The organism is Chryseobacterium sp. UYP7 (assembly GCF_056279225.1).
In genome coordinates this window covers 102,108-121,696 of sequence record NZ_JBWBQW010000004.1, presented here as the reverse complement: position 1 = coordinate 121,696, position 19,589 = coordinate 102,108, and the positions used below count along the sequence as shown (strand labels likewise).

Below are 19,589 nucleotides of genomic sequence, written 5' to 3'. Positions count from 1 at the left end.
AACATCATGAGTAATCCAATTACTTCTCAGAAAAATATCATTATTAAAAATCCCGAAACCCGGGATTTTTTGGCTGATGCATTCTACCCCGAAAATGGAAAAAATCTACCGCTCGTTATTTTTGCGCACGGTTACAAAGGCTACAAAGATTGGGGCGCCTGGGATCTAATGGCGGAAGAATTTGCAAAAGCCGGTTTCTTTTTTGTGAAATTCAATTTTTCCCACAACGGGACAACGGTTGAGCAACCCAAAGATTTTGCGGATCTTGAAGCTTTTGGACATAATAATTTCTCCAAAGAAATGTCTGATTACGATGAGGTTCTGAATTATTTTCAGAAAGATCCTCACGTGGACAAAGATAAGATCGCCATTATCGGTCACAGCCGTGGTGGTGGAATTACCGTTATCAAAGCTTTTGAAGATGACCGCGTAAAAGTGGTCGTTTCTTTAGCAGGAGTCAGTAATTTTAAATACCGTTTTCCGAATCAGCAACGTTTTGAAGACTGGAAAACGTCTGGCGTCATGTATTCTGAAAATAAAAGAACACATCAGCAAATGCCGCATTATTTTCAATTTTTTGAGGATTTTGAAAAGAATGAAGAGCGTTTCGATATTCAGTACGCAGCTCAGCATCTGATAAAACCTCTCTTGATTATTCAGGGAACAGAGGATGAAGCGATAAAAGATAAAGAAGCTTTTCTGTTGAACGAATGGTGTAAAACTTCAGAACTTGTTCTTTTAGAAAATGCCAATCATACTTTTGGCACCAAAGAACCCTGGACGGAAAACCAACTTCCGGAATATTTAAAGGAAGCAACTTCAACCATGATCAGGTTTATTAAAGAACATTTTTAAAGTCTAATATTAATAAAAGTTAATATTTAACTCATAGAAAATTTTGGTAGTTTTATCGGCCAAAATTTAATGTACTATGCTTCTATCGGTCCTCGAATTTCCTGACTTTGCGCAACCGCAAATATGGATCAGTTTACTTACTTTAACTTTTCTGGAGATCATTCTGGGCGTTGATAATATTATCTTCATCTCCATTATCTCGGATAAATTACCAAAAGAAAGACAAAAGTTTGCCCGTAACCTTGGATTAGCTTTCGCCATGATTTTCCGGATCGGACTTTTACTCATGATCAACTGGATCATTGGCCTAAAAGAACCCGTTTTAACTTTGCCTTTTATCGATGAACCGGGAACTGATCTGGCCTTATCTTTAAGCTGGAAGGATCTTATTCTTCTCTTAGGTGGAATATTTTTAATTGGAAAAAGTACCTTTGAGATCCACGAAAAAGTTCAGGTTCACGAAGAAAGTCATAAACCAAAATCCGCAGGCTCTTCATTAATGACGATGGTGATCATTCAGATCATTTTGATCGATATGGTATTTTCCTTAGACTCGATCCTTACCGCAATTGGTTTGGTTGATAATGTTGTTTTGATGATCATTGCGGTCGTAATCTCTATTGGAATTATGATGGCTTTTGCAGGACCAATTTCTGCAATCATCAATAAATATCCGAGTTTGCAAATGCTTGCACTTTCTTTCCTCGTCGTGATTGGAGTAATGTTGGTTGCAGAAGGTATTCATCAGCATGTGAGTAAAAACATCATTTATTCGTGTCTTGCTTTCAGTTTATTGGTAGAAGTTCTTAATATTAAATTACGGAACAATCAGGAGAAAAAATATCTGAAACTGAATCCGGATCTCAATAATGATCTAAGCATCAAAGAACATCAAGACTAATTATAAAAGAGCGTCTATCTTCAACCTGTCAGGAAAATCAGGATTATTATAAAAGAGTGACTATTTTCACTCTTTTTTGTTTTTCCCAGCGGAAATTTTTTCTGCTACGAGTTCTGGCTTTCTGATCTTTCTACCCACATAAGCCATTGCAAAAGGAATTAAAAATAAGATCATTCGACCAATTCCGGGCTCAACAAAACAAACCAGTAACGAAAGCAGAAATATCGCCGGAGTGATAAGCGACCGTATTTTCCCGTACTTCGAGTAATTGTGCGGAACGTACTCGGCGATCTTGTTTTTTGGATTCGTAATGTAACTTAAAAGAATAAAATTCATAATTCCGGTAAAACAGATATTGAATACATAGATCGCGTAAGGCGTTATTAATTTTAAATGTCCTTCGGTAAAAGAATATTCGCTGTAGATCGCAGTAGTGAAAGGCATTATCACGATTGTGAAAAGGAATATTAAATTGATCCAAAGCAGTTTTTTGGTATAATTGATCACATATCCAAACATGTTATGATGAGCGGTCCAGTAAATTCCAATTAAGAAAAAGCTCAGGATCAACCCCAGAATCTGGGGGATCTGTTTCGCAAACTCAATTAAAAAATCCTGTTCGGTGGCATTTTCCGGAACGAGTGGAACTTTCAGTTCAATCACTAAAATCGTAATAGCAATGGCGAAAACGGCATCGCTGAAAAATATTAAACGTTCGACCTGAAAGCCTTGTTTCTGTGGATGATGCGCATGTTGATCCATTCGTAAATTTTTATAAAATTAATGCAAAATTCTCTTGAATTAATTTTTAGGAAGGTTTTTTTTTGCTCTAGCCCATCGATTGCTTTCCTGATGAATCGTTTTAGTAATTATTGAGCGTTTCCTAATAATTTTTTAGGCTTTCGTTAGTTTTGCTCCCTCGATTTTGTTTCGTTATATTTGAATAAATAAACAATTATAATTATGAGAAAAACTTTACTTTTTGGTGCGTCTTTGTTCTTAGGATCTTTTCTAATGGCTCAGAATACCCATAGCGATCGCCCAACTTTAAGCGCAGATCTTCCCTATTTCTGTGGCTTTGAAACTGCAGATCTGGATGAATGGTTCATAACCAACGAAGGCCAGGGTAATCTATGGACTCGCGCTCAAGCTTCAACTTCAACTCCAGATCCATCAGAAGGAACATATTACATGATCTACGAATACAATTCGGATTTTGCGGCCAACACCTACCTGTATTCGCGCGGACTCAATTTACAGGCGGGAAAAAACCTGACATTACAATTTGATTATCAGGGAACCGATGTCTACTTTCCGGAGAAAATGGAAGTGAGGATCGGAACCGCAACAACAGTTGCTGGTCAAACGACTCCACTGTGGATCAATGAAGATATTGTGAATTATCCCTACGAAACGGCAAATGTGAATTTTACAGTTCCCGCAGATGGAGTTTATTATTTGTCATTCCGGGCTTTTTCTGATCCGGATGAGTTTTATTTGGCAGTAGATAATGTAAAGGTTTTTGAAACCAACTTGGCCACCGAAAATGTAAAAACTTCAACCTTGAAATTTTATCCTAACGCTGTAGTTGATGTTTTAACGATTGCTGATTCTAAGGGATTTTCTGGTGTTGAAATTTATGATCTCTCTGGTAAGAAATTAATTTCAAACGACGCTAAATCCTCCAGATTAGAATTAAATGTATCTCATTTACAACCCGGAATGTACATCGGGAAAACGAATGCTAACGGAAAGGTGGAAACTTTTAAATTTATTAAAAAATAAGAAATTCTTCTATATTCAAATAAAATATCCCGATTTATAGTCGGGATATTTTTGTCTTAGATCATTGAAATTTTATTTTAGTAAGATCTTCCAGGCTTCTGAAACTTTGCTTTCGGCGAGAAGTTTCTGCGCTTCCAGATGTTTGCTTTCTTCAGCGTGAAAATTTCCAGTTGGTAATTCTTCTGTATTGGCAAGCATTCCCAGATCGTTTCCGGTAAAAATACCGCTGAATTTAATTTCGTTGGGTAGCAGGTCAAAGCCAATTCCTTTTGTTACTAAAGGTTTCGGAACTTCAAATAAATTATTTTCATTATTTCGGGAATACCAGTTTCCACCTAATCGGGCAACGAGATCTAATTTTTTCTGGTCCAAAGTTTCATCCTCGTTTAAATATTCTTCGCGCAGATGAATTTTGATGATTTCGCAAATAACTAAATTTCCGGCGCCACCTTCGGTTCCCAGATGTTTAACTTCTAAAACTTTACATTCTAAATTAACAGGACATTCCACAATGAGCTTAGGCTTTACAAAGTCTGCATCTCTCATGGTTAAACCGGCTTTTGCAAACTCGTTTATTTCTTTTCCGTATTCCGTAGAAGCCAGAGAAATTTGTTGCACAATTTTGTAATTCACGATCCCAATCACGACTTCCGGAACTTCCAAAACATTTTCTAAAGTATGTTTCGTCGTATTATCACGCACTCTTCTGGCCGGAGAAAAAATCACCACCGGCGGATTAGAACTGAACAAATTAAAAAAACTAAAAGGACTTAAATTGATGTTTCCCTCTTTATCGATCGTAGAAGCCAGGGCAATTGGTCGTGGCGCAATGGCAGTCTGCAAAAGTGTTTGCAACTGAAAATTAGTTAATTCCTGGGGAGATATTGTTTTCATTTTTTTTATAAGTTTTTCACCACAAAGTCACAAAGGTTTTGGTTAAATACGACCCTTTATAGAGATCATAGAGTTTTATTCAAGATAATCTCCGATAGAAATCATTGACAAAAGTTTCCTGCCCTTGATTCATTAAATTTTTTACATTAAAATTGACTAAAATTCCTTTCGGTTTTTGCATCAAATTTATATAATTTAGGATTTGTGCCCGATGAATATCTAGTAATAATGAAACTGATTTCAATTCAAGAACGACACAATCTTCAATTAAAAAATCGCAAAAAAAATCACATGAAAGTTCTTTTCCTTTATAAAGAAGCGGAATTCTAAATTGTGACTTGAACGCTATTTCCCTAATTTTCAACTCCTCTTCTAAACATTTGTGATAAACACTTTCAAGCAATCCCGGTCCAATTATTTTATGAACTTCAATACATGCTCCATTAATTTTATAAGTTAAGTCATCGATCTGATTTTGCGTTAACATAATTTTTGAATAAATCTAGGTAATTACATATCACTCTTGATGAACTTTTACAAGTAATAATATCACTTCTATCTATGTGACTTTGTGGTTCGTATTAATTCGCAGGCAAGATCTTACCTGAAACTTCCCCGAAACCAACTCTAATTCCCTCTTTTTCTGCGAAACCTCTCATGATCACGGTGTCATTATCATTAATAAATTTACGTTCCTGGCCATCGTTCAATTTTAAAGGATTTGTTCCTCTCCACGTCAGTTCAAGCATAGAGCCGAAAGAATTTGGATTCTCGCCGGAAATGGTGCCGGAAGCGTACATATCGCCAACTTCAACATTACAGCCGTTCACGGTGTGATGCGCCAATTGCTGCGTCATGTTCCAGTACATGAATTTATAATTGCTTTCTGAAATTAAGGTTTCAGTTCCATTTTCAGGTTGAAGATAAACTTCTAAGTTAATGTCGAAATTTTTGTCTCCTTCGAATTTTAGATAATCTAAAACTTCCGGTTCCTGTTTTGGAGATTGAGTTCTAAATGGCGCCAAAGCCTCTAAAGTTACGACCCACGGAGAAACGGAGCTGCCGAAATTTTTCCCTAAAAACGGTCCAAGCGGAACATATTCCCAACTCTGAATATCGCGGGCAGACCAATCATTGAAAATTACCATTCCGAAAATTGCATCTTCAGCCTCTTTTGTAGAAATACTTTCACCCATCTCCGTGTTTTTATTGACGATGAAAGCCATCTCCAGTTCAAAATCCAGTTGTTTACAGGGTCCGAAAATGGGTGAATCAACATCTGCAGGTTTGGTCTGACCTTTCGGACGGATGATATCGCTTCCCGAAACCACAATAGAAGAAGCGCGACCGTGATAACCTACAGGCAGGTGTTTCCAGTTCGGAAGCAAAGCGTTCGCCGGATCGCGAAACATTTTTCCAACATTGGTTGCGTGTTCAATGCTGCTGTAAAAATCGGTATAGTTCGGAATGTGAACGGGCATCATCATTTTTACCTGATCCAAAGTGAAGAAACAATCTTTGATGGATTTTTCGTCATTTGCCAATTTGGAATTTTCGGTTAAAAGCTCCTGAATTTTCAAGCGCACTGCATTGGTTACGGGCTTTTCGAGTTCTATAAATTCATTTAAAGTATAGGCTTCAAAAACATTCTCGTTGATACCTGCAACATCGTCAAAAAATCCGTAATCATAAAGCGTTGCCAGATCAATGACCATATCACCAATTCTGGTGCAGCAGGCAATATATTCCTGGCCGAAAATTGCGACGCCAAAAGGAATATTATGAATTGAAAAATCGGAATTCTGATCGTATTTTATAAAAGATTGTATCATTTCTGAGGGTTTAAAACAAAGGTCCAAAGTGTAAATTAGATTTAGACTTTGAACCTTTTAATTATTTTTAAAAATTTATTTTTTATTGATGGCGCCGTCTTCAATCCAGCGTTCCCGTGTATTTACATCAACAAGATAAAGTGTTTTTTTCTGTTTCGTCATCAGCAAAGTTTTCGTAATGGGTAACGCAATTTTTTGTCCTTCGAGTTCATCTGCTCTCAAAGAGATAATGTTGTGCTGCGTTCTTACGATATCCCCGGAAAAAACGTTAGATGAAGTTTGACCGGTTTTTTTATCATCAAACATCTCAACATAAGTTGCCGAATTGCCTTTGATGACGATAAAACTTCTTTCGGTGTGATCCTCAAAATCTTTGATCAAAACAAACTTGGTGTCATTAATATTAACATTTTTCATGTCTTTATTAATTCCTCTTCTTGCTTCTAACTGATCCAAAATATCATTGATGGATGCATATTGCGCCTTGATCGCGACGACAGAAATTAAAATTAAAGTGGCGCAAAATATTTTCTTCATTTGGTAATTTTTTTTGAATGTTCCACTCCGTTTATTAGTACCGGAACTTCAATTTTCATTAAATTTTATTATAGATTTCCTCTTCTTTCCTGTTCTTTTTCTAAAGCTTCGAATAAGGCTTTGAAATTTCCAGCACCGAAACTTTGAGCACCGTGTCTTTCGATGATCTCGTAGAAAAGAGTAGGGCGGTCTTCTACAGGTTTTGTAAAGATTTGTAAAAGGTAACCTTCTTCATCACAATCGATCAAAATTCCCAGATCAGATAATTTTTTAATATCTTCATCAATAGAACCTACGCGTTCCGGAACCATCTCGTAATAGGAGTTTGGCGGCGCTGGTAAGAATTCAATTCCTCTCGCCTTTAATTCGGTAACCGTTTTAATAATATCTCTTGTTGCCACTGCAATGTGCTGAACGCCTTCGCCTTCGTAGAAATCTAAATATTCCTCTATCTGTGATTTTTTTTTGCCTTCTGCAGGTTCATTGATCGGGAATTTAGCAAAACCATTTCCGTTGCTCATTACTTTAGACATTAAGGCGGAATACTCGGTATTGATCTGCTTGTCATCAAAACTAAGAATATTTACAAATCCCATCACTTCTTCATACCATTTTACCACAGGGATCATTCGGTTCCAGTCTACGTTTCCAACGCAGTGATCAACGTATAAAAGTCCAACGTCCGATGGATTGTAAGTGCTCTCCCATTTCTGGAAACCAGGCATAAAATCGCCTTTATAATTTTTTCTTTCGATGAACATATGAACCGTTTCGCCGTAGGTGTAAATTCCAGACATGCGAACTTCTCCTTGTTCATCGGTTAAAGTTGTGGGTTCTAAATAAGGTTTTGCACCACGTTTGGTGGTTTCTTCAAAAGCCGAATAAGCATCATCAACCCAAAGTGCTAAAACCTTTACGCCGTCGCCATGTTTTTTTTGATGTTCACAAATAGGAGAATCCGAAGACAAACCCGAAGTTAATACCAAACGAATTTTTCCCTGTTGTACAACATAGGAAGACCGATCCCGAACCCCAGTTTCCGGTCCCGCATAAGCAATGGACTGAAAGCCAAAAGCTGTTTTATAAAAATGGGCTGCCTGCTTGGCATTTCCCACGTAAAATTCGATATAATCTGTACCGTTGATCGGTAAAAAGTTCTCTGCCTGTGCAATTTTTTGAGCGAAAGTAAGTGTTGACATTTGGTAATTTTTTACTTAAAATTTATGTATGCAAATTACGAAAAATTAAATAATTAGTTGGTGATCAGAAATTGAACTTCAGTCCAACTGCTCCGTAATTATTATTTTGAACTGCAGTATTTGCAGGTATAATTCCCACCGCTGGGGAAAGTTTTACTAATTTCTTTTTATTTTGATGGGCGGAAATATAAAAAGGAATTGAAATAACAGAAGTTAGGGCGCCTAAGGTAAAAACTCCTAATCCCGCTAACCCATTATCACTGATATAACTACTCTGACCACCTGAATTTCCTACAATAAGTCCGGCCACCATTAATCCAGCACCAGTTATGAGCAGAATATTTGCGGTCTTTTTTTGATTGGTAGATTTTCTCAGATAGCGATTTAAATCATCCGTGTTGGATTTCTGTGCTTTGAATGTGAGGGGTAAAAGGAACAGCAGTGCTAGAAGTAAATGTTTCATAACTTTTTATTTAAATCAAATCTAAATCATTTAAATCAGATAAATCTTGATCAGAATCAAGATGTTATTTTTTTCTTGCAGCGGGAATAGGTTTCGGGTGTGATCTGCAGATAAGAGGCAATTACTTTGCTGGAAATTCTTTTTTCCAAAGCTGAATTTTCTGCTAAAAACTGTTCCACTTTTTCCTGAGGATTTAGGGTTGTTAAAAACTCCAATCGGGTAATTTGAAAATTTTGATATTCTTCTAAAATGTGAGTGTAGATATTTTTCGCGGTGGGAGATTCTGCGATCACTTTTTTGAAATTAGTGTGAGAAATGGAATAAATCGTGCTGTTTTCTAAAGCCTGAACTGTAGCCGGACTGGAAATTTTTTCCTGGAAACTCAAAAGGATCGTGCAAAATTTACCTTCGGGCACGAATAATCTGGTGAACTCACTGCCGTTTTTATTGATGTGAAAAGTGCGGAGCAATCCATCGGAAACAAAATATAAATGGGTACAGATCTCACCGCTGTTTAAGAGGATGTCTCCTTTTTTAATTTCTTTTTTTTCGAAATAATGGTTCGCAAAGTGTTCATCTTCTTTTGATAAGTCAAAAATTTCTTTTAGGTAATTTGTTAAGGAAGATTCGGACTTCATTCAGGAGTGGTTAGGTTAATAAGAAATTTTGAAAAGAAAAACATGATTTCATTCTAGCCCAGATGAAAGCGGCATCCTTTTTTATTTTTGGCAAAAGCCAAAGAGAAAGAAGATAAAGCGGACAGCGGGACCAGTTTTCAAAAGATACGAAAAACTTCTTGCTACAAATATTAAAGCACCATTTTGAAACGGTCGAAAGTTGCTTTCTCCAGCATTTCGCGATCATCTGGATGAGAAATTTCTATAAGGGCTCTGGCTCTTTGTTTCAAACTTTTACCATAAAGATACGCGGTCCCGAATTCGGTAACTACGTAATGAATATGACCTCTCGTCGTTACAACTCCGGCGCCCTGTTTTAAAAAGGGAACAATTCTCGGTACTCCTTTTTTAGTTCGGGAAGAAATAGCGATAATAGGTTTTCCACCTTCCGAAAGTGCAGCACCACGCATAAAATCCATTTGTCCACCAATTCCACTAAACTGAAAAGTTCCTATTGAATCTGCACAAACCTGTCCTGTTAGATCAATTTCAATGGCGGAATTAATCGCAACCATTTTTTTATTTTTCATAATGTTGATGGGATAATTCACGTGCTCAACATCCATAAAAGAAAAAGAAGGATTATTATCGATATAATCATATAATTTTCGGGTTCCGAACGCAAAACTTGTAATGGTTTTGTTCGTGTGCGTTCCCTTAAATTTATTGTTAACGATATCTTTCGCAACCAGATCTACAATGCCATCGCTGATCATTTCGGTATGAACACCTAGATCTTTGTGATTGTTAAGGCATTTTAAAACAGCATCAGGAATAGTTCCGATTCCCATTTGCAAAGTTGAGCGGTCATCAATTAATTCTGCGACATTTTTACCGATCAAAAGTTCACATTCCGTCACTTTTGCGCCATAATCAACGGTTAAAAGTTCCTCTTCATGCCAAACCATTTTATGAATTTTGGACTGATGGATCATACCATCGCCATGCGTTCTGGGCATTCTCGGATTCACCTGTGCGATAATCGTTTTTGCAGTATCTACGGCGCTTCTGGCGACATCAACAGAAGTTCCTAACGTACAGTAACCGTGCTCGTCGGGAGGTGTAACAGTAACCATCGCAACATCGATCGGCATAATTCCTTTTTTGAAAAGCAAAGGGATTTCACTTAAAAAAACAGGAACAAAATCGCCATGCTCGGAATTTACCGCTTCCCTAACCGGTGTAGAAACGAATAATGAGTTAATGTAAAAACTGTCTTTGTACTGCGGTTTTGCGATCTCGACATTTCCCTGTTGCGTGATGGAAACAAATTCTACATCTCGAAGTCTGGAAGATTGTCTCGCCAATTCATCGATCAAAAAGTTTGGTGTACATGCGCTTCCGTGTGAAAAAATCCGGTCGCCGCTTTTGATTAATGATACAGCTTCTTCGGCGCTTACATATTGACTCATGCTTTAGTATTTTAATTTAACTTGATCTCTATTTCTTTTCAAATTTACTTAATTCAAATCGAAATAAGAATGAGTAAAATCAGTTTTAGGCAAATGCTTTTAAATTTAAATTGCAGAATATGAAAAGATAATATATTGTCGTTTTCTACAAAAATAAAACTGACTCGAAAAGGAGTCAGCTTATTGGTTTTTATAAATTTATTCCTGCGAACGGTCTTTCAAAGTGTGATCTTCGCTTTCTAACCAGGATGTTTTGTAAGTGGGATCTTCAACTTTCATGGCTTCTTCGGTTAATTTTAAGGGCCGGAAAGGATCAACCATTACCGCATATTCTTCGGTGAATTTTTTGCCGATCGATCTTTCCATGGCACCGGGATGTGGTCCGTGAACAATTCCACCCGGATGAAGCGTGAAATCCATCAAGTCGATATGATTTCGACTCATAAAATCTCCTTCTGTATAAAACAGAACTTCGTCGGAATCGATGTTAGAGTGATTATAAGGCGCCGGAATTGCCTGCGGATGATAATCGTACATTCTCGCACAGAACGAGCAAACCACGAAATTATGGGCTTCAAAAGTTTGGTGAATTGGCGGCGGTTGATGAATTCTGCCCGTGATCGGCTCAAAATTTTTGATATTGAATTTGAAAGGATAAAAATAACCGTCCCACCCAACAACATCAAAAGGATGTGTTGCGTAAATAAAATCCCAGATCTGATTTTCTTTTTTTACTTTGATGAGAAAATCTCCTTTTTCATCGATCGGTTCAACATAAGTTGGAGTAATAACATCTCTTTCACAGAAAGGAGAATGCTCTAATAGTTGTCCAAATTCGTTCCTGTATCTTTTCGGCGTGTAAATCGGGGAATGACTTTCTACAATCAGAAATACGTTGTTTTCTGTATTAAACTGCATTTGATAAATCGTTCCACGCGGAACAATTAAATAATCACCTACTGAAAATTCCAGATTTCCCACAAATGTTTTCATAATTCCGCTTCCTTCATGAACGAAAAGAAGTTCGTCGCACTCCGCATTTTTGTAGAAATATTCGGTTGATTTCCGAGGTTTCGCCAAACCCATTTTCAGGTCGTTGTTGACCATCAGGATCTTTCGACTGTCCAGAAAATCGTCTTCCGCAGTAACATTCATGCCTTTGAACATTCTTGGAGTTACATTTTTTTCAACAGCGATTTTTGGCGTAACGTCTTTCGGTTCGCTGATCGATTTTATTTGCGTCGGGCGGTGAATATGATAAAGTAAGGAGGAAATTCCGTGGAAACCTTCAGTTCCGAAAAGTTGCTCGTAATAAAACCTATCGTCTTCCGATTTGAAAATCGTATGTCTTTTTGGTGGAATTTTTCCGGAGTGATGGTATCTCATTTTGTTACTTTTAGGGGTTAGGTAAAATTAATGAAATTTTCAGACTTTAAGAAAAATGATTTTTCGCAGGGAAAGTTTGCGCTAAAATTTTTAAAATAAATTAGGCGAAACTCATTACGGGTTCATAAAATTCTTCCTCCATCACGCCAAACTGCTGACAAAGTAATTTAATTCCCTCTAAGTTTTTGATCAGATTTTCATCAGTAGAAGAAAGAGGGATAGAACCCATTTCTGTCGATAAAATAATTTGATCATTGTCTTTCTTAAATTCAGAAATAGAAAAAGGGAGTTTTCGAAAGAAGTTGTTGGAGCTTTCGATGGTGTCTTCAAACTGAGACGAGTAGATCAGAACGCCGCCCGGAATTATATTCTTTAAAAGAGGAATTGATTTCTGCAGATCCATTTCAGAAGAAATAAATACGATATTTGGTTGAAATTGAGAAGCATTCTCCAGGTCAGAAGTTTCGAAAATCGCGAAATCATTATCTTCTATTTTAGATAAGCCGCTTTGAGGAAAAAAATCATATTCTTTGCCGTAAAAATTTAAAACCCCGCAAACCATTTTCGACACAGAAGGTTGTGAAGTGTAGAGTAGAACGCGTGTTTTATTTTTGGAATAGTCTAAAATTTCGGGAAGAGAAGTCGTCATGAAATACAATTATTTTTCGGAAGTTGCCATTTTAGCATTGGCATTAATGATTTTTTGAAAAGTGCTAACAACAGCATCCCAACGGGGCTTGTCTTTTTCCATAATAAAAGAAGCGTCGCTCTTACTGCTGGAATTATCGCCGTTTTTCACATTGATGGTAGTCGCCACATTGTCGTACATTTTTTTATAATCTTCCTGAATGGTGCGGAAATTATTTTGCGCAATTGCCGATTTTATATTCTGAAGATCTTCTGTTGAGATCCTGAAATCTTTTTTAATATTTTTTCCCTGACCTTCAAAGGAATAATGAGCCTTGTTCCCCTTGATCAAAAGATTTTCGTAGATCGGTGCGAAACCGCCGCTCCTGGAATAGCTATAGTCGAAATCGGAATATTTCTCCTGAGTACTGCAATTGGCTAAAATGAATAGTAAGAATACGAAAATTAGCTTTTTCATGAATAGATATTTTATCTCGTTAGTTCTGCGTTTCTGTTTTTTGAGCTTTCAACTCTTTATCGTAATCGTGTAAAATGTTAAATTCTTCCGACTGTTCAATTCCGACCATGATTTTATTTAGAATGGTTTGTGCATCATCTTTATCATAATCAATGTCCAGCGGTTTTTTAAATTCCATTGTTGGTTTAACACCCGTTACTTTTACGCGAAGCCCTTTCTTATCAAACGCTCTTCTAAAGCCGTTTATTTTGATGGGGATCACAATGGGTCTTTGATTTTTTACCAGTCTGGCAGTTCCTTTTCTTCCCTGTGCAAATGCGGAAGTGGTTCCCTGTGGAAAAGTGATCAGCCAGCCGTTGTCTAAAGCTTTCATTATATTGTCGACCTCTGTTAGATCCACCATTCTGTTCACATCTTTTCCTTCGGCACGCCAAGTTCTTTTAACGGTAACTGCACCTGCCAAAGCGAAAATTTTGGTCATAAAACCAGCTTTCATTGTTTCTTCCGCCGCAACATAATAGAAATCTACTTTTGGATTTAATAAATAAATAGGATTTTTAATCGAATTCAAATAGCCATTATTTACCGCGCAAAAAGCATGATACATTGCTGCAACATCGGCAAAATAGGTTTGATGATTTGACACGAATAACACGTTTGAATCTGGTAGATCTACCAAATTTTCGGTGCCCGTAATTTTGAGCTTGTTAAAACCGTTGAACCTTCTGTAGGAAATCATTCCTAAAACAAAAATAATCAGTCTTTTCAGGAAATAGAGATTACCGAAAGCGTCGGTAAATATATTTTTCTTCGCCATTATCTAATTTACAATTTCGCGAATTTACACATTTTTCAGCAAGTGGCTGAATTCGCTTAAAATCATTGAAGTCGCGCCCCAAATAATATAATTATTAAAGTTGATGACCGGAACTTCGGCACCGCGGGAACTTGGTAAAACCATCATCTCCGGCTCTACAGAGAGATTTAACAGTTCGGTAACCGGAAATTCTATCAGTTCTACTGCTTCCGTTTTCTGCAATATAAATTCGGGATTTTTTTTGGTGTAAGAAACGAAAGCCCGCACATAAAAGTTACTGGGAGGAATATACATAGGCGACATTTCCCGAATGATGCGATTATAGTGAATGTCGATTCCCATTTCTTCGGAAGTCTCTCTTTTTGCGGTTTGCTCGAAATTCTCGTCAGAGGCTTCTTTTTTTCCACCAGGTAAAGAAATCTGTCCGCTGTGGCGGTCACGCTCATTTGTCGTTCTCACCATCAACGGAAAATACCATTCGTTATTTTTAAGATAGAGCAGAATATTTACCGCGGCAAACTTTGGATTTTTAGTTAAAATTTCTTCGTAAGTAAAAATTGGTCTGTAAGGTGGTGAATAAATTCCGTGTGCATTTTCGCCCTCGAGTTTGGCGTTCTGTATTTTTTTGAGTAAGTCTCTTCCGAAAAGTTCCATATTTCAAAATTACGGAAACCAAAGATATATTTGTTTTAAGAAAAGGTTAAAATTTGAAAATAAGATTTTCATACTATTTTGAATTATGGAATTATATTTTGAAAAGTGGAATAATATTATTAACTTTACCATATAAAATTAAAAATGAGGATCGTAACTTTTGCACGAATAAAAGAATTTTCGACTAAAATTCCGGGTGCAGATGTTGCTTTGCGAGACTGGTATATAAAAACAAGCAATTCTTCCTGGAATAATTTTGCTGAAGTGAAACAAACTTTCAACAGTGCTGATTATGTAGGAAATAATCGATTTGTTTTCAACATAAAAGGAAATAATTACCGATTAGTGGCGATCATCATTTTTGCCTCGCAGAAAGTTTATATCCGGTTTATTGGAACACTTGTTCAATATGATAAAATTGACTGTTCAAAAATTTAAAACTAAAAAAAATGACAGAGAAACAATATAAAGTTACTTGCGAAAGAGTAGAGGAATTGCTAAAAATTGTAGGAAATGAAACCTCGGAAAATGACAGAAATTTTATCGAATTAGATTTTATTTCTGGCTTAGTAGCAGATTATGAAGAGAAACATTTCCCTGTAGAATCACCATCGCTAGAAGAGGTGATAAAGTTAAGAATGTATGAAATGGGAATTACACAAGCTAAACTTGCAGAGATTCTCGAAGTTAGCCCCTCAAGAATCAGCGAATATCTGAACGGAAAAAGTGAGCCAACCTTAAAAATTGCAAGAACGATCAGTAAAAAACTCAATATTGATGCTTCTGTAGTATTAGGAATCTAACTTTAATTTTAAACTATGGATTTTGCCTTAATGCAAAAAAACTCCCGAAAATACGGGAGTCATAAATTTTAGAAAAAGTGCCTTTATTTTTAATGGCTCTTTTTGCTTTTACCTTAAGTCTTAATTAGAATAACTCATCAACTCTACTTTTTTAGAATTAATCAGTTTATATTCCAAATATTTAAAGGAATCTCTTGGGATAATGGTTACCCATTTTTTGTATTTTAGAAACCATTTAACCTGAATACTCATCAAGCCTTTCGTTAGATAAGCTTCCACAAACGGATGAACGTGTAAAAATATCTTCCCCTTTTCGGTTTGAATGATGTTTCTGATCACTTCCTCCATGCGTTCAACCACAACAATTGGTGCGAGAATTTCGCCCGCAATATTGGGATTTTCTTCTTTGGTTTCAATTTGATTTTCAGGACGCGTTCTTTGTCGCGTCATTTGGATGAGCCCAAATTTGCTCGGTGGTAAAATTTTGTGGCGTGCTTTATCACGTTCCATTTCTACTTTCAGATGCTCGAATAGATCCCGGCGATGTTCTGCGTTTGTCATGTCGATAAAATCAACAACAATAATTCCGCCCATGTCCCGAAGTCTCAACTGACGTGCAATTTCTGTCGCGGCCATTTTATTAACATTCAATGCATGTTCGTTTTTCGCAGCAGTTCCGGAAGAAATATTATTTCCGGAGTTGACGTCGATCACGTGAAGTGCTTCTGTATGCTCAATAACAAGATAAGCACCTTTGGAACTTGGAATATTTACGTGTTTTCCGAAGCTTTGTTTCAGTTGCTTTTCTACATTATAGTATTCCATTAGCGGAATTGGTTTATCGTAGAACTGAACAATGTTCTTTCTTTCGGGCGCAATGACTTCAATATAATTTCTCATATCATCTACCATTTGCTCATCGTCACAGATAATCGAAACAAAATCTGCATTAAAATTATCACGTAAAATAGAAGAAGCTTTATCCTGTTCGCTCAGAACTTTACTCGGAACTTTATTTTTCTGAAGATTTTTGAACGTATTCTCCCATTTCTGAATCAGTTGATTCATGTCGTTATGCAGCTCGGCAACTTTTTTACCTTCAGCCACAGTTCGAATGATCACCCCAAAACCTTCCGGTTTAATACTTTCGATAAGCGTTCTTAAACGCTCTCTTTCTTCGGCATTGGCGATTTTTTTAGAGATCGAAACACTTTTGTCGAATGGAATAAGTACGAGGAATCTTCCGGTTAAAGAAATCTGGGTAGATATTCTTGGGCCTTTAGTCGAAATAGGTTCTTTCGTAATCTGTAGAATAACGCTATCCTCTTTGGCGAGAACTTTTTCGATGTTTCCATTTTTGTCGATCTCTTTTTGAACTTCAAAATTTTTCAGTGAAGAATTTTGTTGTTTTTTAGAGATCGTATCCTGTAGAAATTTTTTGTACGTGAGAAATTGAGGTCCCAGATCCTGATAATGCAAGAATGCATCTTTTTCATAACCAATGCTTACAAAAGCAGCATTAAGATTGGGAGCCAGTTTTTTTACCTTACCGATAAATAGATCACCTACTACAAAGTCGCTTTTGTCCTCCTGTTCATGGAGTTCAAAAAGTCGTCCGTCTTCGAGTAGTGCAATTTTGGATTGCGCATCTTCATGTGATATTATCAGTTCTTTCTTCATTGTAATAGTACGGAATTAAAAGATTTAGGATCAAGGAATTTAGAATTCGATTCCAAAACTCAATTTTAAAATTTTAATTATTTCTTTATTTATAGTGTTTTACTGATGAATAATTTCTGCGCAAGAATAGTTTAAATATTCACCTGGCTGAAAGTTATTTTATCGTTTTTGAATCTGGCGTAAAACAAAAATATAGTCGGTGAAATTTATACATATAAAAACACCAACTATATTGTTATATTGTAAATCGCGAAAAGATTATTTTTTCTTGTGTCTGTTCGCTCTTCTTCTTTTCTTTCTTTTGTGGGTCGCTACCTTGTGTCTCTTTCTTTTCTTTCCGCTTGGCATAATTTAAATTTTTTTGTTTGTAACTTATATTTTTCTTTTGTTAATTATTTAACTAAAACTTTGGTTTTTACTTTCTCTACAAATGTTTTCGATGGTTTGAAAGCTGGGATATTGTGAGCTGGAATTTCAATTGCTGTGTTCTTAGAAATGTTTCTTCCCGTTTTTGCTGCTCTAGTCTTGATTATAAATGAACCGAAGCCTCTTAAATAAACATTCTCACCGCTATACATTGAAGTTCTGATTTCCTGCATGAACGCTTCCACAACTTTCTGAGTTTCATTCTTTTCAGTTCCCAATTTGTTTGAGATTGTATTTACCAATTCTGCCTTTGTCATTTCCTTTTTTTATTTATATTTTTGGTGTGCAAATATAATAACTATTTTTGAAAACAAAAAAACAAAATGCTGATTTTCTTCACGTTGGTAGGAAATTGCTCAATTGGTACGAAATCCATGGCCGGGATTTACCCTTCCGGAAAACCAACGATCCGTATAAGATTTGGATTTGCGAAATTATTTTTCAGCAGACGCGCATCGAGCAAGGTCTTAATCATTACCGAAATTTTATCGAAAGATTTCCTGATGTCCAAACTTTAGCCAACGCCGAAACTGATGAAGTTTTATTGTACTGGAAAGGTTTAGGCTATTATTCCCGTGCTTTGAATCTTCATAAAGCCGCCTTACAGATCGCTAATGATTTTGAGGGAACTTTTCCTACAGAATATGATGATATTTTAAGTTTGAAAGGCGTCGGAAAATATACTGCTGCAGCCATTTCGAGCATTTGTTTTGGAAAAAGCATTGCAGCCGTTGATGGGAATTTCTACCGCGTTTTGTCCCGCGTTTTTGCCGATGATTTCGATATTTCCAATTCAAAAGCCTTTGATTACTTTTCTGAATTAGCTTTAAAGATGATGCCCGAAAATGAAGCCGGGCCTTTCAACGAAGCCATGATGGATCTGGGTTCCGAGATCTGTAAACCGCGAAATCCTGTCTGTTTATTTTGTCCTTTAAACGAAGATTGTTTGGCTTTTAATCTGGGTAGAATTCCTTTATTTCCAATGAAAACGAAAAAAGTGAAACCCACAGATCTGGAACTGACTTATTATTTTGTAGATTATAAAGATGAATTCTTGATCAAACAGCGGAAAGAAGATTTTATCTGGAAGAAATTATATGAATTCCCCATCTCAATTCCCGAAGATCTTCGGAAATATATGTCAGGACAAAAAACTGTATTGCATAAACTCACGCATAAAAATCTAACAATTCATATAAATAAGGTGACTTTAACTTCCAGAAAAATGTTTGTGGCTTTTGCACAGAAAGAAGATTTTATGATCACTAATTTTGAAGATTCTCACCAAAAATCATTTCCGAAACCACTGGAAAATTATCTCAATTCGAATTTTAATTGAAAGGATGAGGTAGAAAATGTTTAGCGTGAATTTTCACCATTAAGATATTTAGAGATTCCTGCATTCTAATTTCTTCGATAAAAAAGCTAAATGTCTTAATTGACATCGAATTTTTTTTCCTTTTAATTGCTTAAATCGTTGTAAATTATATACTAAAATATAATCGTGATAGAGAATTTCTAAATTTTAGCCAATCAATTTCTAATCTAAAACTAATTCGTATTTTTGCGCAATGTTTAAAAAACTCATTTTCATCTTTTTAGGTTTGGCCCTGTTTTCCTGTTCAGAAGAAACACAGCCAAAACCTTCCGGAGAGTTGCGGTTAGAGTATCCCGCGGCGAAATATCAGCAATTTTCTTCGCCCTGTAATTTCGATTTCGAATATTCTGACTTTGCGAAAATTGAGAATGCAAAAAACGCATGTTGGTATTATATCGATTACCCAAAAATGAAGGCCAAAGTTTTTATCACTTATTTTCCGGTGAAAAATGATCTCGGTCTTCATGTAAAAGAATCCGAAAAAATGGTTTACGAACACACCATCAAAGCGAGTTCTATCGACACTAAATCTTTCAGTTATCCGGATCGTAAAGTTTACGGCAATTTTTATGAACTGAAAGGGCCAACAGCTTCGAATCTTCAGTTTTTTGTCACCGATTCTACCAGACATTACGTAACGGCGAATCTCTATTTCAACTCCAGACCAAAACCAGATTCTTTAGCGCCGGCTGTTGATTATATTAAAAAAGATTTGCTCCATTTAATCGATACTTTTGAGTGGAAATAAAACAGTTTCTTCAGAAAATCAGATAGAGAATTCAATA

At 36.3% G+C, this 19,589-nt stretch carries 23 protein-coding genes; 7 read left to right on the top strand and 16 right to left on the bottom strand.

Going from position 1 to position 19,589, the window contains the following annotated elements; genetic code table 11:
* The first annotated feature begins 6 nt into the window (after nucleotides 1-6).
* The gene (locus tag ACZ9HT_RS09930; RefSeq protein ID WP_476040331.1) at nucleotides 7-855 is read left to right on the top strand and encodes an alpha/beta hydrolase family protein; all 849 of its coding nucleotides are present in this window, start codon (nucleotides 7-9) and stop codon (nucleotides 853-855) included.
* Between the two features lie 76 nt (nucleotides 856-931).
* Nucleotides 932-1,756 (top strand): TerC family protein, encoded by an 825-nt coding sequence (locus ACZ9HT_RS09925; protein ID WP_476040330.1) that lies wholly within the window; start codon nucleotides 932-934, stop codon nucleotides 1,754-1,756.
* A 66-nt stretch (nucleotides 1,757-1,822) separates the two neighbouring features.
* Here ACZ9HT_RS09925 and ACZ9HT_RS09920 read toward each other — a convergent pair whose 3' ends face one another.
* On the bottom strand, nucleotides 1,823-2,518 hold the full coding sequence (locus ACZ9HT_RS09920; protein ID WP_476040329.1) for a TMEM175 family protein: 696 nt from the start codon (nucleotides 2,516-2,518) through the stop codon (nucleotides 1,823-1,825).
* A 201-nt stretch (nucleotides 2,519-2,719) separates the two neighbouring features.
* Between ACZ9HT_RS09920 and ACZ9HT_RS09915 the strand changes: the two genes are divergently transcribed.
* Entirely contained in the window at nucleotides 2,720-3,541 is an 822-nt protein-coding gene (locus tag ACZ9HT_RS09915) for a T9SS type A sorting domain-containing protein (protein WP_476040328.1), read from the top strand.
* 72 nt (nucleotides 3,542-3,613) lie between these two features.
* On the opposite strand, the gene ACZ9HT_RS09910 is transcribed toward ACZ9HT_RS09915, so the two are convergent.
* The 13 genes from ACZ9HT_RS09910 to ACZ9HT_RS09850 all read right to left on the bottom strand — a co-directional run bounded on the left by ACZ9HT_RS09910 (nucleotide 3,614) and on the right by ACZ9HT_RS09850 (nucleotide 14,517).
* The gene (locus tag ACZ9HT_RS09910; protein WP_476040327.1) at nucleotides 3,614-4,435 is read right to left on the bottom strand and encodes a flavin reductase family protein; all 822 of its coding nucleotides are present in this window, start codon (nucleotides 4,433-4,435) and stop codon (nucleotides 3,614-3,616) included.
* Between the two features lie 79 nt (nucleotides 4,436-4,514).
* Nucleotides 4,515-4,922 (bottom strand): GxxExxY protein, encoded by a 408-nt coding sequence (locus ACZ9HT_RS09905; protein WP_476040326.1) that lies wholly within the window; start codon nucleotides 4,920-4,922, stop codon nucleotides 4,515-4,517.
* A 94-nt stretch (nucleotides 4,923-5,016) separates the two neighbouring features.
* The gene (gene fahA / locus ACZ9HT_RS09900; protein WP_476040325.1) at nucleotides 5,017-6,267 is read right to left on the bottom strand and encodes a fumarylacetoacetase; all 1,251 of its coding nucleotides are present in this window, start codon (nucleotides 6,265-6,267) and stop codon (nucleotides 5,017-5,019) included.
* A gap of 75 nt (nucleotides 6,268-6,342) precedes the next feature.
* Complete coding sequence (locus ACZ9HT_RS09895; protein WP_476040324.1) at nucleotides 6,343-6,804, bottom strand: hypothetical protein; 462 nt, start codon at nucleotides 6,802-6,804, stop codon at nucleotides 6,343-6,345.
* Between the two features lie 68 nt (nucleotides 6,805-6,872).
* A complete protein-coding gene (hppD, locus tag ACZ9HT_RS09890; RefSeq protein WP_476040323.1) occupies nucleotides 6,873-8,003 on the bottom strand; it encodes a 4-hydroxyphenylpyruvate dioxygenase in 1,131 nt (376 codons plus the stop codon).
* A gap of 64 nt (nucleotides 8,004-8,067) precedes the next feature.
* A complete protein-coding gene (locus ACZ9HT_RS09885) occupies nucleotides 8,068-8,466 on the bottom strand; it encodes a hypothetical protein (protein ID WP_476040322.1) in 399 nt (132 codons plus the stop codon).
* Nucleotides 8,467-8,522: 56 nt separating this feature from the next.
* Nucleotides 8,523-9,104, bottom strand: a complete 582-nt coding sequence (locus ACZ9HT_RS09880; RefSeq protein WP_476040321.1) for a Crp/Fnr family transcriptional regulator — start codon at nucleotides 9,102-9,104, stop codon at nucleotides 8,523-8,525.
* Nucleotides 9,105-9,274: 170 nt separating this feature from the next.
* Nucleotides 9,275-10,555: an acetyl-CoA hydrolase/transferase family protein gene (locus ACZ9HT_RS09875; RefSeq protein WP_476040320.1), complete on the bottom strand. Its 1,281-nt coding sequence runs from the start codon at nucleotides 10,553-10,555 to the stop codon at nucleotides 9,275-9,277.
* 198 nt (nucleotides 10,556-10,753) lie between these two features.
* Nucleotides 10,754-11,941, bottom strand: a complete 1,188-nt coding sequence (locus ACZ9HT_RS09870) for a homogentisate 1,2-dioxygenase (protein ID WP_476040319.1) — start codon at nucleotides 11,939-11,941, stop codon at nucleotides 10,754-10,756.
* Nucleotides 11,942-12,041: 100 nt separating this feature from the next.
* Nucleotides 12,042-12,590 carry a hypothetical protein gene (locus tag ACZ9HT_RS09865; protein WP_476040318.1) on the bottom strand — a complete coding sequence of 183 codons (549 nt, stop codon included), beginning with the start codon at nucleotides 12,588-12,590 and terminating at the stop codon, nucleotides 12,042-12,044.
* Between the two features lie 9 nt (nucleotides 12,591-12,599).
* Nucleotides 12,600-13,046 (bottom strand): hypothetical protein, encoded by a 447-nt coding sequence (locus ACZ9HT_RS09860; protein WP_476040317.1) that lies wholly within the window; start codon nucleotides 13,044-13,046, stop codon nucleotides 12,600-12,602.
* 19 nt (nucleotides 13,047-13,065) lie between these two features.
* Nucleotides 13,066-13,863 (bottom strand): lysophospholipid acyltransferase family protein, encoded by a 798-nt coding sequence (locus tag ACZ9HT_RS09855; protein WP_476040316.1) that lies wholly within the window; start codon nucleotides 13,861-13,863, stop codon nucleotides 13,066-13,068.
* A gap of 24 nt (nucleotides 13,864-13,887) precedes the next feature.
* A complete protein-coding gene (locus ACZ9HT_RS09850; protein WP_476040315.1) occupies nucleotides 13,888-14,517 on the bottom strand; it encodes an NUDIX hydrolase in 630 nt (209 codons plus the stop codon).
* Nucleotides 14,518-14,661: 144 nt separating this feature from the next.
* On the opposite strand from ACZ9HT_RS09850, the gene ACZ9HT_RS09845 reads away from it, so the two are divergent.
* Together ACZ9HT_RS09845 and ACZ9HT_RS09840 are read left to right on the top strand one after the other, a co-directional pair.
* Nucleotides 14,662-14,955, top strand: coding sequence for a type II toxin-antitoxin system HigB family toxin (locus tag ACZ9HT_RS09845; RefSeq protein ID WP_476040314.1), 294 nt, complete (start codon nucleotides 14,662-14,664; stop codon nucleotides 14,953-14,955).
* 11 nt (nucleotides 14,956-14,966) lie between these two features.
* On the top strand, nucleotides 14,967-15,320 hold the full coding sequence (locus tag ACZ9HT_RS09840; RefSeq protein ID WP_476040313.1) for a helix-turn-helix domain-containing protein: 354 nt from the start codon (nucleotides 14,967-14,969) through the stop codon (nucleotides 15,318-15,320).
* 120 nt (nucleotides 15,321-15,440) lie between these two features.
* Here the strand turns inward: ACZ9HT_RS09840 and ACZ9HT_RS09835 are convergent, their stop codons facing one another.
* Together ACZ9HT_RS09835 and ACZ9HT_RS09830 are read right to left on the bottom strand one after the other, a co-directional pair.
* Nucleotides 15,441-17,000, bottom strand: a complete 1,560-nt coding sequence (locus ACZ9HT_RS09835; RefSeq protein WP_476040312.1) for an Rne/Rng family ribonuclease — start codon at nucleotides 16,998-17,000, stop codon at nucleotides 15,441-15,443.
* A gap of 392 nt (nucleotides 17,001-17,392) precedes the next feature.
* On the bottom strand, nucleotides 17,393-17,683 hold the full coding sequence (locus ACZ9HT_RS09830) for an HU family DNA-binding protein (RefSeq protein WP_196079560.1): 291 nt from the start codon (nucleotides 17,681-17,683) through the stop codon (nucleotides 17,393-17,395).
* 47 nt (nucleotides 17,684-17,730) lie between these two features.
* Between ACZ9HT_RS09830 and mutY the strand changes: the two genes are divergently transcribed.
* A complete protein-coding gene (gene mutY, locus ACZ9HT_RS09825) occupies nucleotides 17,731-18,765 on the top strand; it encodes an A/G-specific adenine glycosylase (protein WP_476040311.1) in 1,035 nt (344 codons plus the stop codon).
* Between the two features lie 232 nt (nucleotides 18,766-18,997).
* Entirely contained in the window at nucleotides 18,998-19,552 is a 555-nt protein-coding gene (gene gldD, locus ACZ9HT_RS09820) for a gliding motility lipoprotein GldD (protein ID WP_476040310.1), read from the top strand.
* Nucleotides 19,553-19,589: the final 37 nt, after the last annotated feature.

Excerpts from the sequence above, each read along its gene's own strand:
- ACZ9HT_RS09930 (WP_476040331.1), top strand. The coding sequence starts at position 7 with ATGAGTAATCCAATTACTTCTCAGAAAAATATCATTATTAAAAATCCC.
- ACZ9HT_RS09925 (WP_476040330.1), top strand. The coding sequence starts at position 932 with ATGCTTCTATCGGTCCTCGAATTTCCTGACTTTGCGCAACCGCAAATA.
- ACZ9HT_RS09920 (WP_476040329.1), bottom strand. The coding sequence starts at position 2,518 with ATGGATCAACATGCGCATCATCCACAGAAACAAGGCTTTCAGGTCGAA.
- ACZ9HT_RS09915 (WP_476040328.1), top strand. The coding sequence starts at position 2,720 with ATGAGAAAAACTTTACTTTTTGGTGCGTCTTTGTTCTTAGGATCTTTT.
- ACZ9HT_RS09910 (WP_476040327.1), bottom strand. The coding sequence starts at position 4,435 with ATGAAAACAATATCTCCCCAGGAATTAACTAATTTTCAGTTGCAAACA.
- ACZ9HT_RS09905 (WP_476040326.1), bottom strand. The coding sequence starts at position 4,922 with ATGTTAACGCAAAATCAGATCGATGACTTAACTTATAAAATTAATGGA.
- fahA (WP_476040325.1), bottom strand. The coding sequence starts at position 6,267 with ATGATACAATCTTTTATAAAATACGATCAGAATTCCGATTTTTCAATT.
- ACZ9HT_RS09895 (WP_476040324.1), bottom strand. The coding sequence starts at position 6,804 with ATGAAGAAAATATTTTGCGCCACTTTAATTTTAATTTCTGTCGTCGCG.
- hppD (WP_476040323.1), bottom strand. The coding sequence starts at position 8,003 with ATGTCAACACTTACTTTCGCTCAAAAAATTGCACAGGCAGAGAACTTT.
- ACZ9HT_RS09885 (WP_476040322.1), bottom strand. The coding sequence starts at position 8,466 with ATGAAACATTTACTTCTAGCACTGCTGTTCCTTTTACCCCTCACATTC.
- ACZ9HT_RS09880 (WP_476040321.1), bottom strand. The coding sequence starts at position 9,104 with ATGAAGTCCGAATCTTCCTTAACAAATTACCTAAAAGAAATTTTTGAC.
- ACZ9HT_RS09875 (WP_476040320.1), bottom strand. The coding sequence starts at position 10,555 with ATGAGTCAATATGTAAGCGCCGAAGAAGCTGTATCATTAATCAAAAGC.
- ACZ9HT_RS09870 (WP_476040319.1), bottom strand. The coding sequence starts at position 11,941 with ATGAGATACCATCACTCCGGAAAAATTCCACCAAAAAGACATACGATT.
- ACZ9HT_RS09865 (WP_476040318.1), bottom strand. The coding sequence starts at position 12,590 with ATGACGACTTCTCTTCCCGAAATTTTAGACTATTCCAAAAATAAAACA.
- ACZ9HT_RS09860 (WP_476040317.1), bottom strand. The coding sequence starts at position 13,046 with ATGAAAAAGCTAATTTTCGTATTCTTACTATTCATTTTAGCCAATTGC.
- ACZ9HT_RS09855 (WP_476040316.1), bottom strand. The coding sequence starts at position 13,863 with ATGGCGAAGAAAAATATATTTACCGACGCTTTCGGTAATCTCTATTTC.
- ACZ9HT_RS09850 (WP_476040315.1), bottom strand. The coding sequence starts at position 14,517 with ATGGAACTTTTCGGAAGAGACTTACTCAAAAAAATACAGAACGCCAAA.
- ACZ9HT_RS09845 (WP_476040314.1), top strand. The coding sequence starts at position 14,662 with ATGAGGATCGTAACTTTTGCACGAATAAAAGAATTTTCGACTAAAATT.
- ACZ9HT_RS09840 (WP_476040313.1), top strand. The coding sequence starts at position 14,967 with ATGACAGAGAAACAATATAAAGTTACTTGCGAAAGAGTAGAGGAATTG.
- ACZ9HT_RS09835 (WP_476040312.1), bottom strand. The coding sequence starts at position 17,000 with ATGAAGAAAGAACTGATAATATCACATGAAGATGCGCAATCCAAAATT.
- ACZ9HT_RS09830 (WP_196079560.1), bottom strand. The coding sequence starts at position 17,683 with ATGACAAAGGCAGAATTGGTAAATACAATCTCAAACAAATTGGGAACT.
- gldD (WP_476040310.1), top strand. The coding sequence starts at position 18,998 with ATGTTTAAAAAACTCATTTTCATCTTTTTAGGTTTGGCCCTGTTTTCC.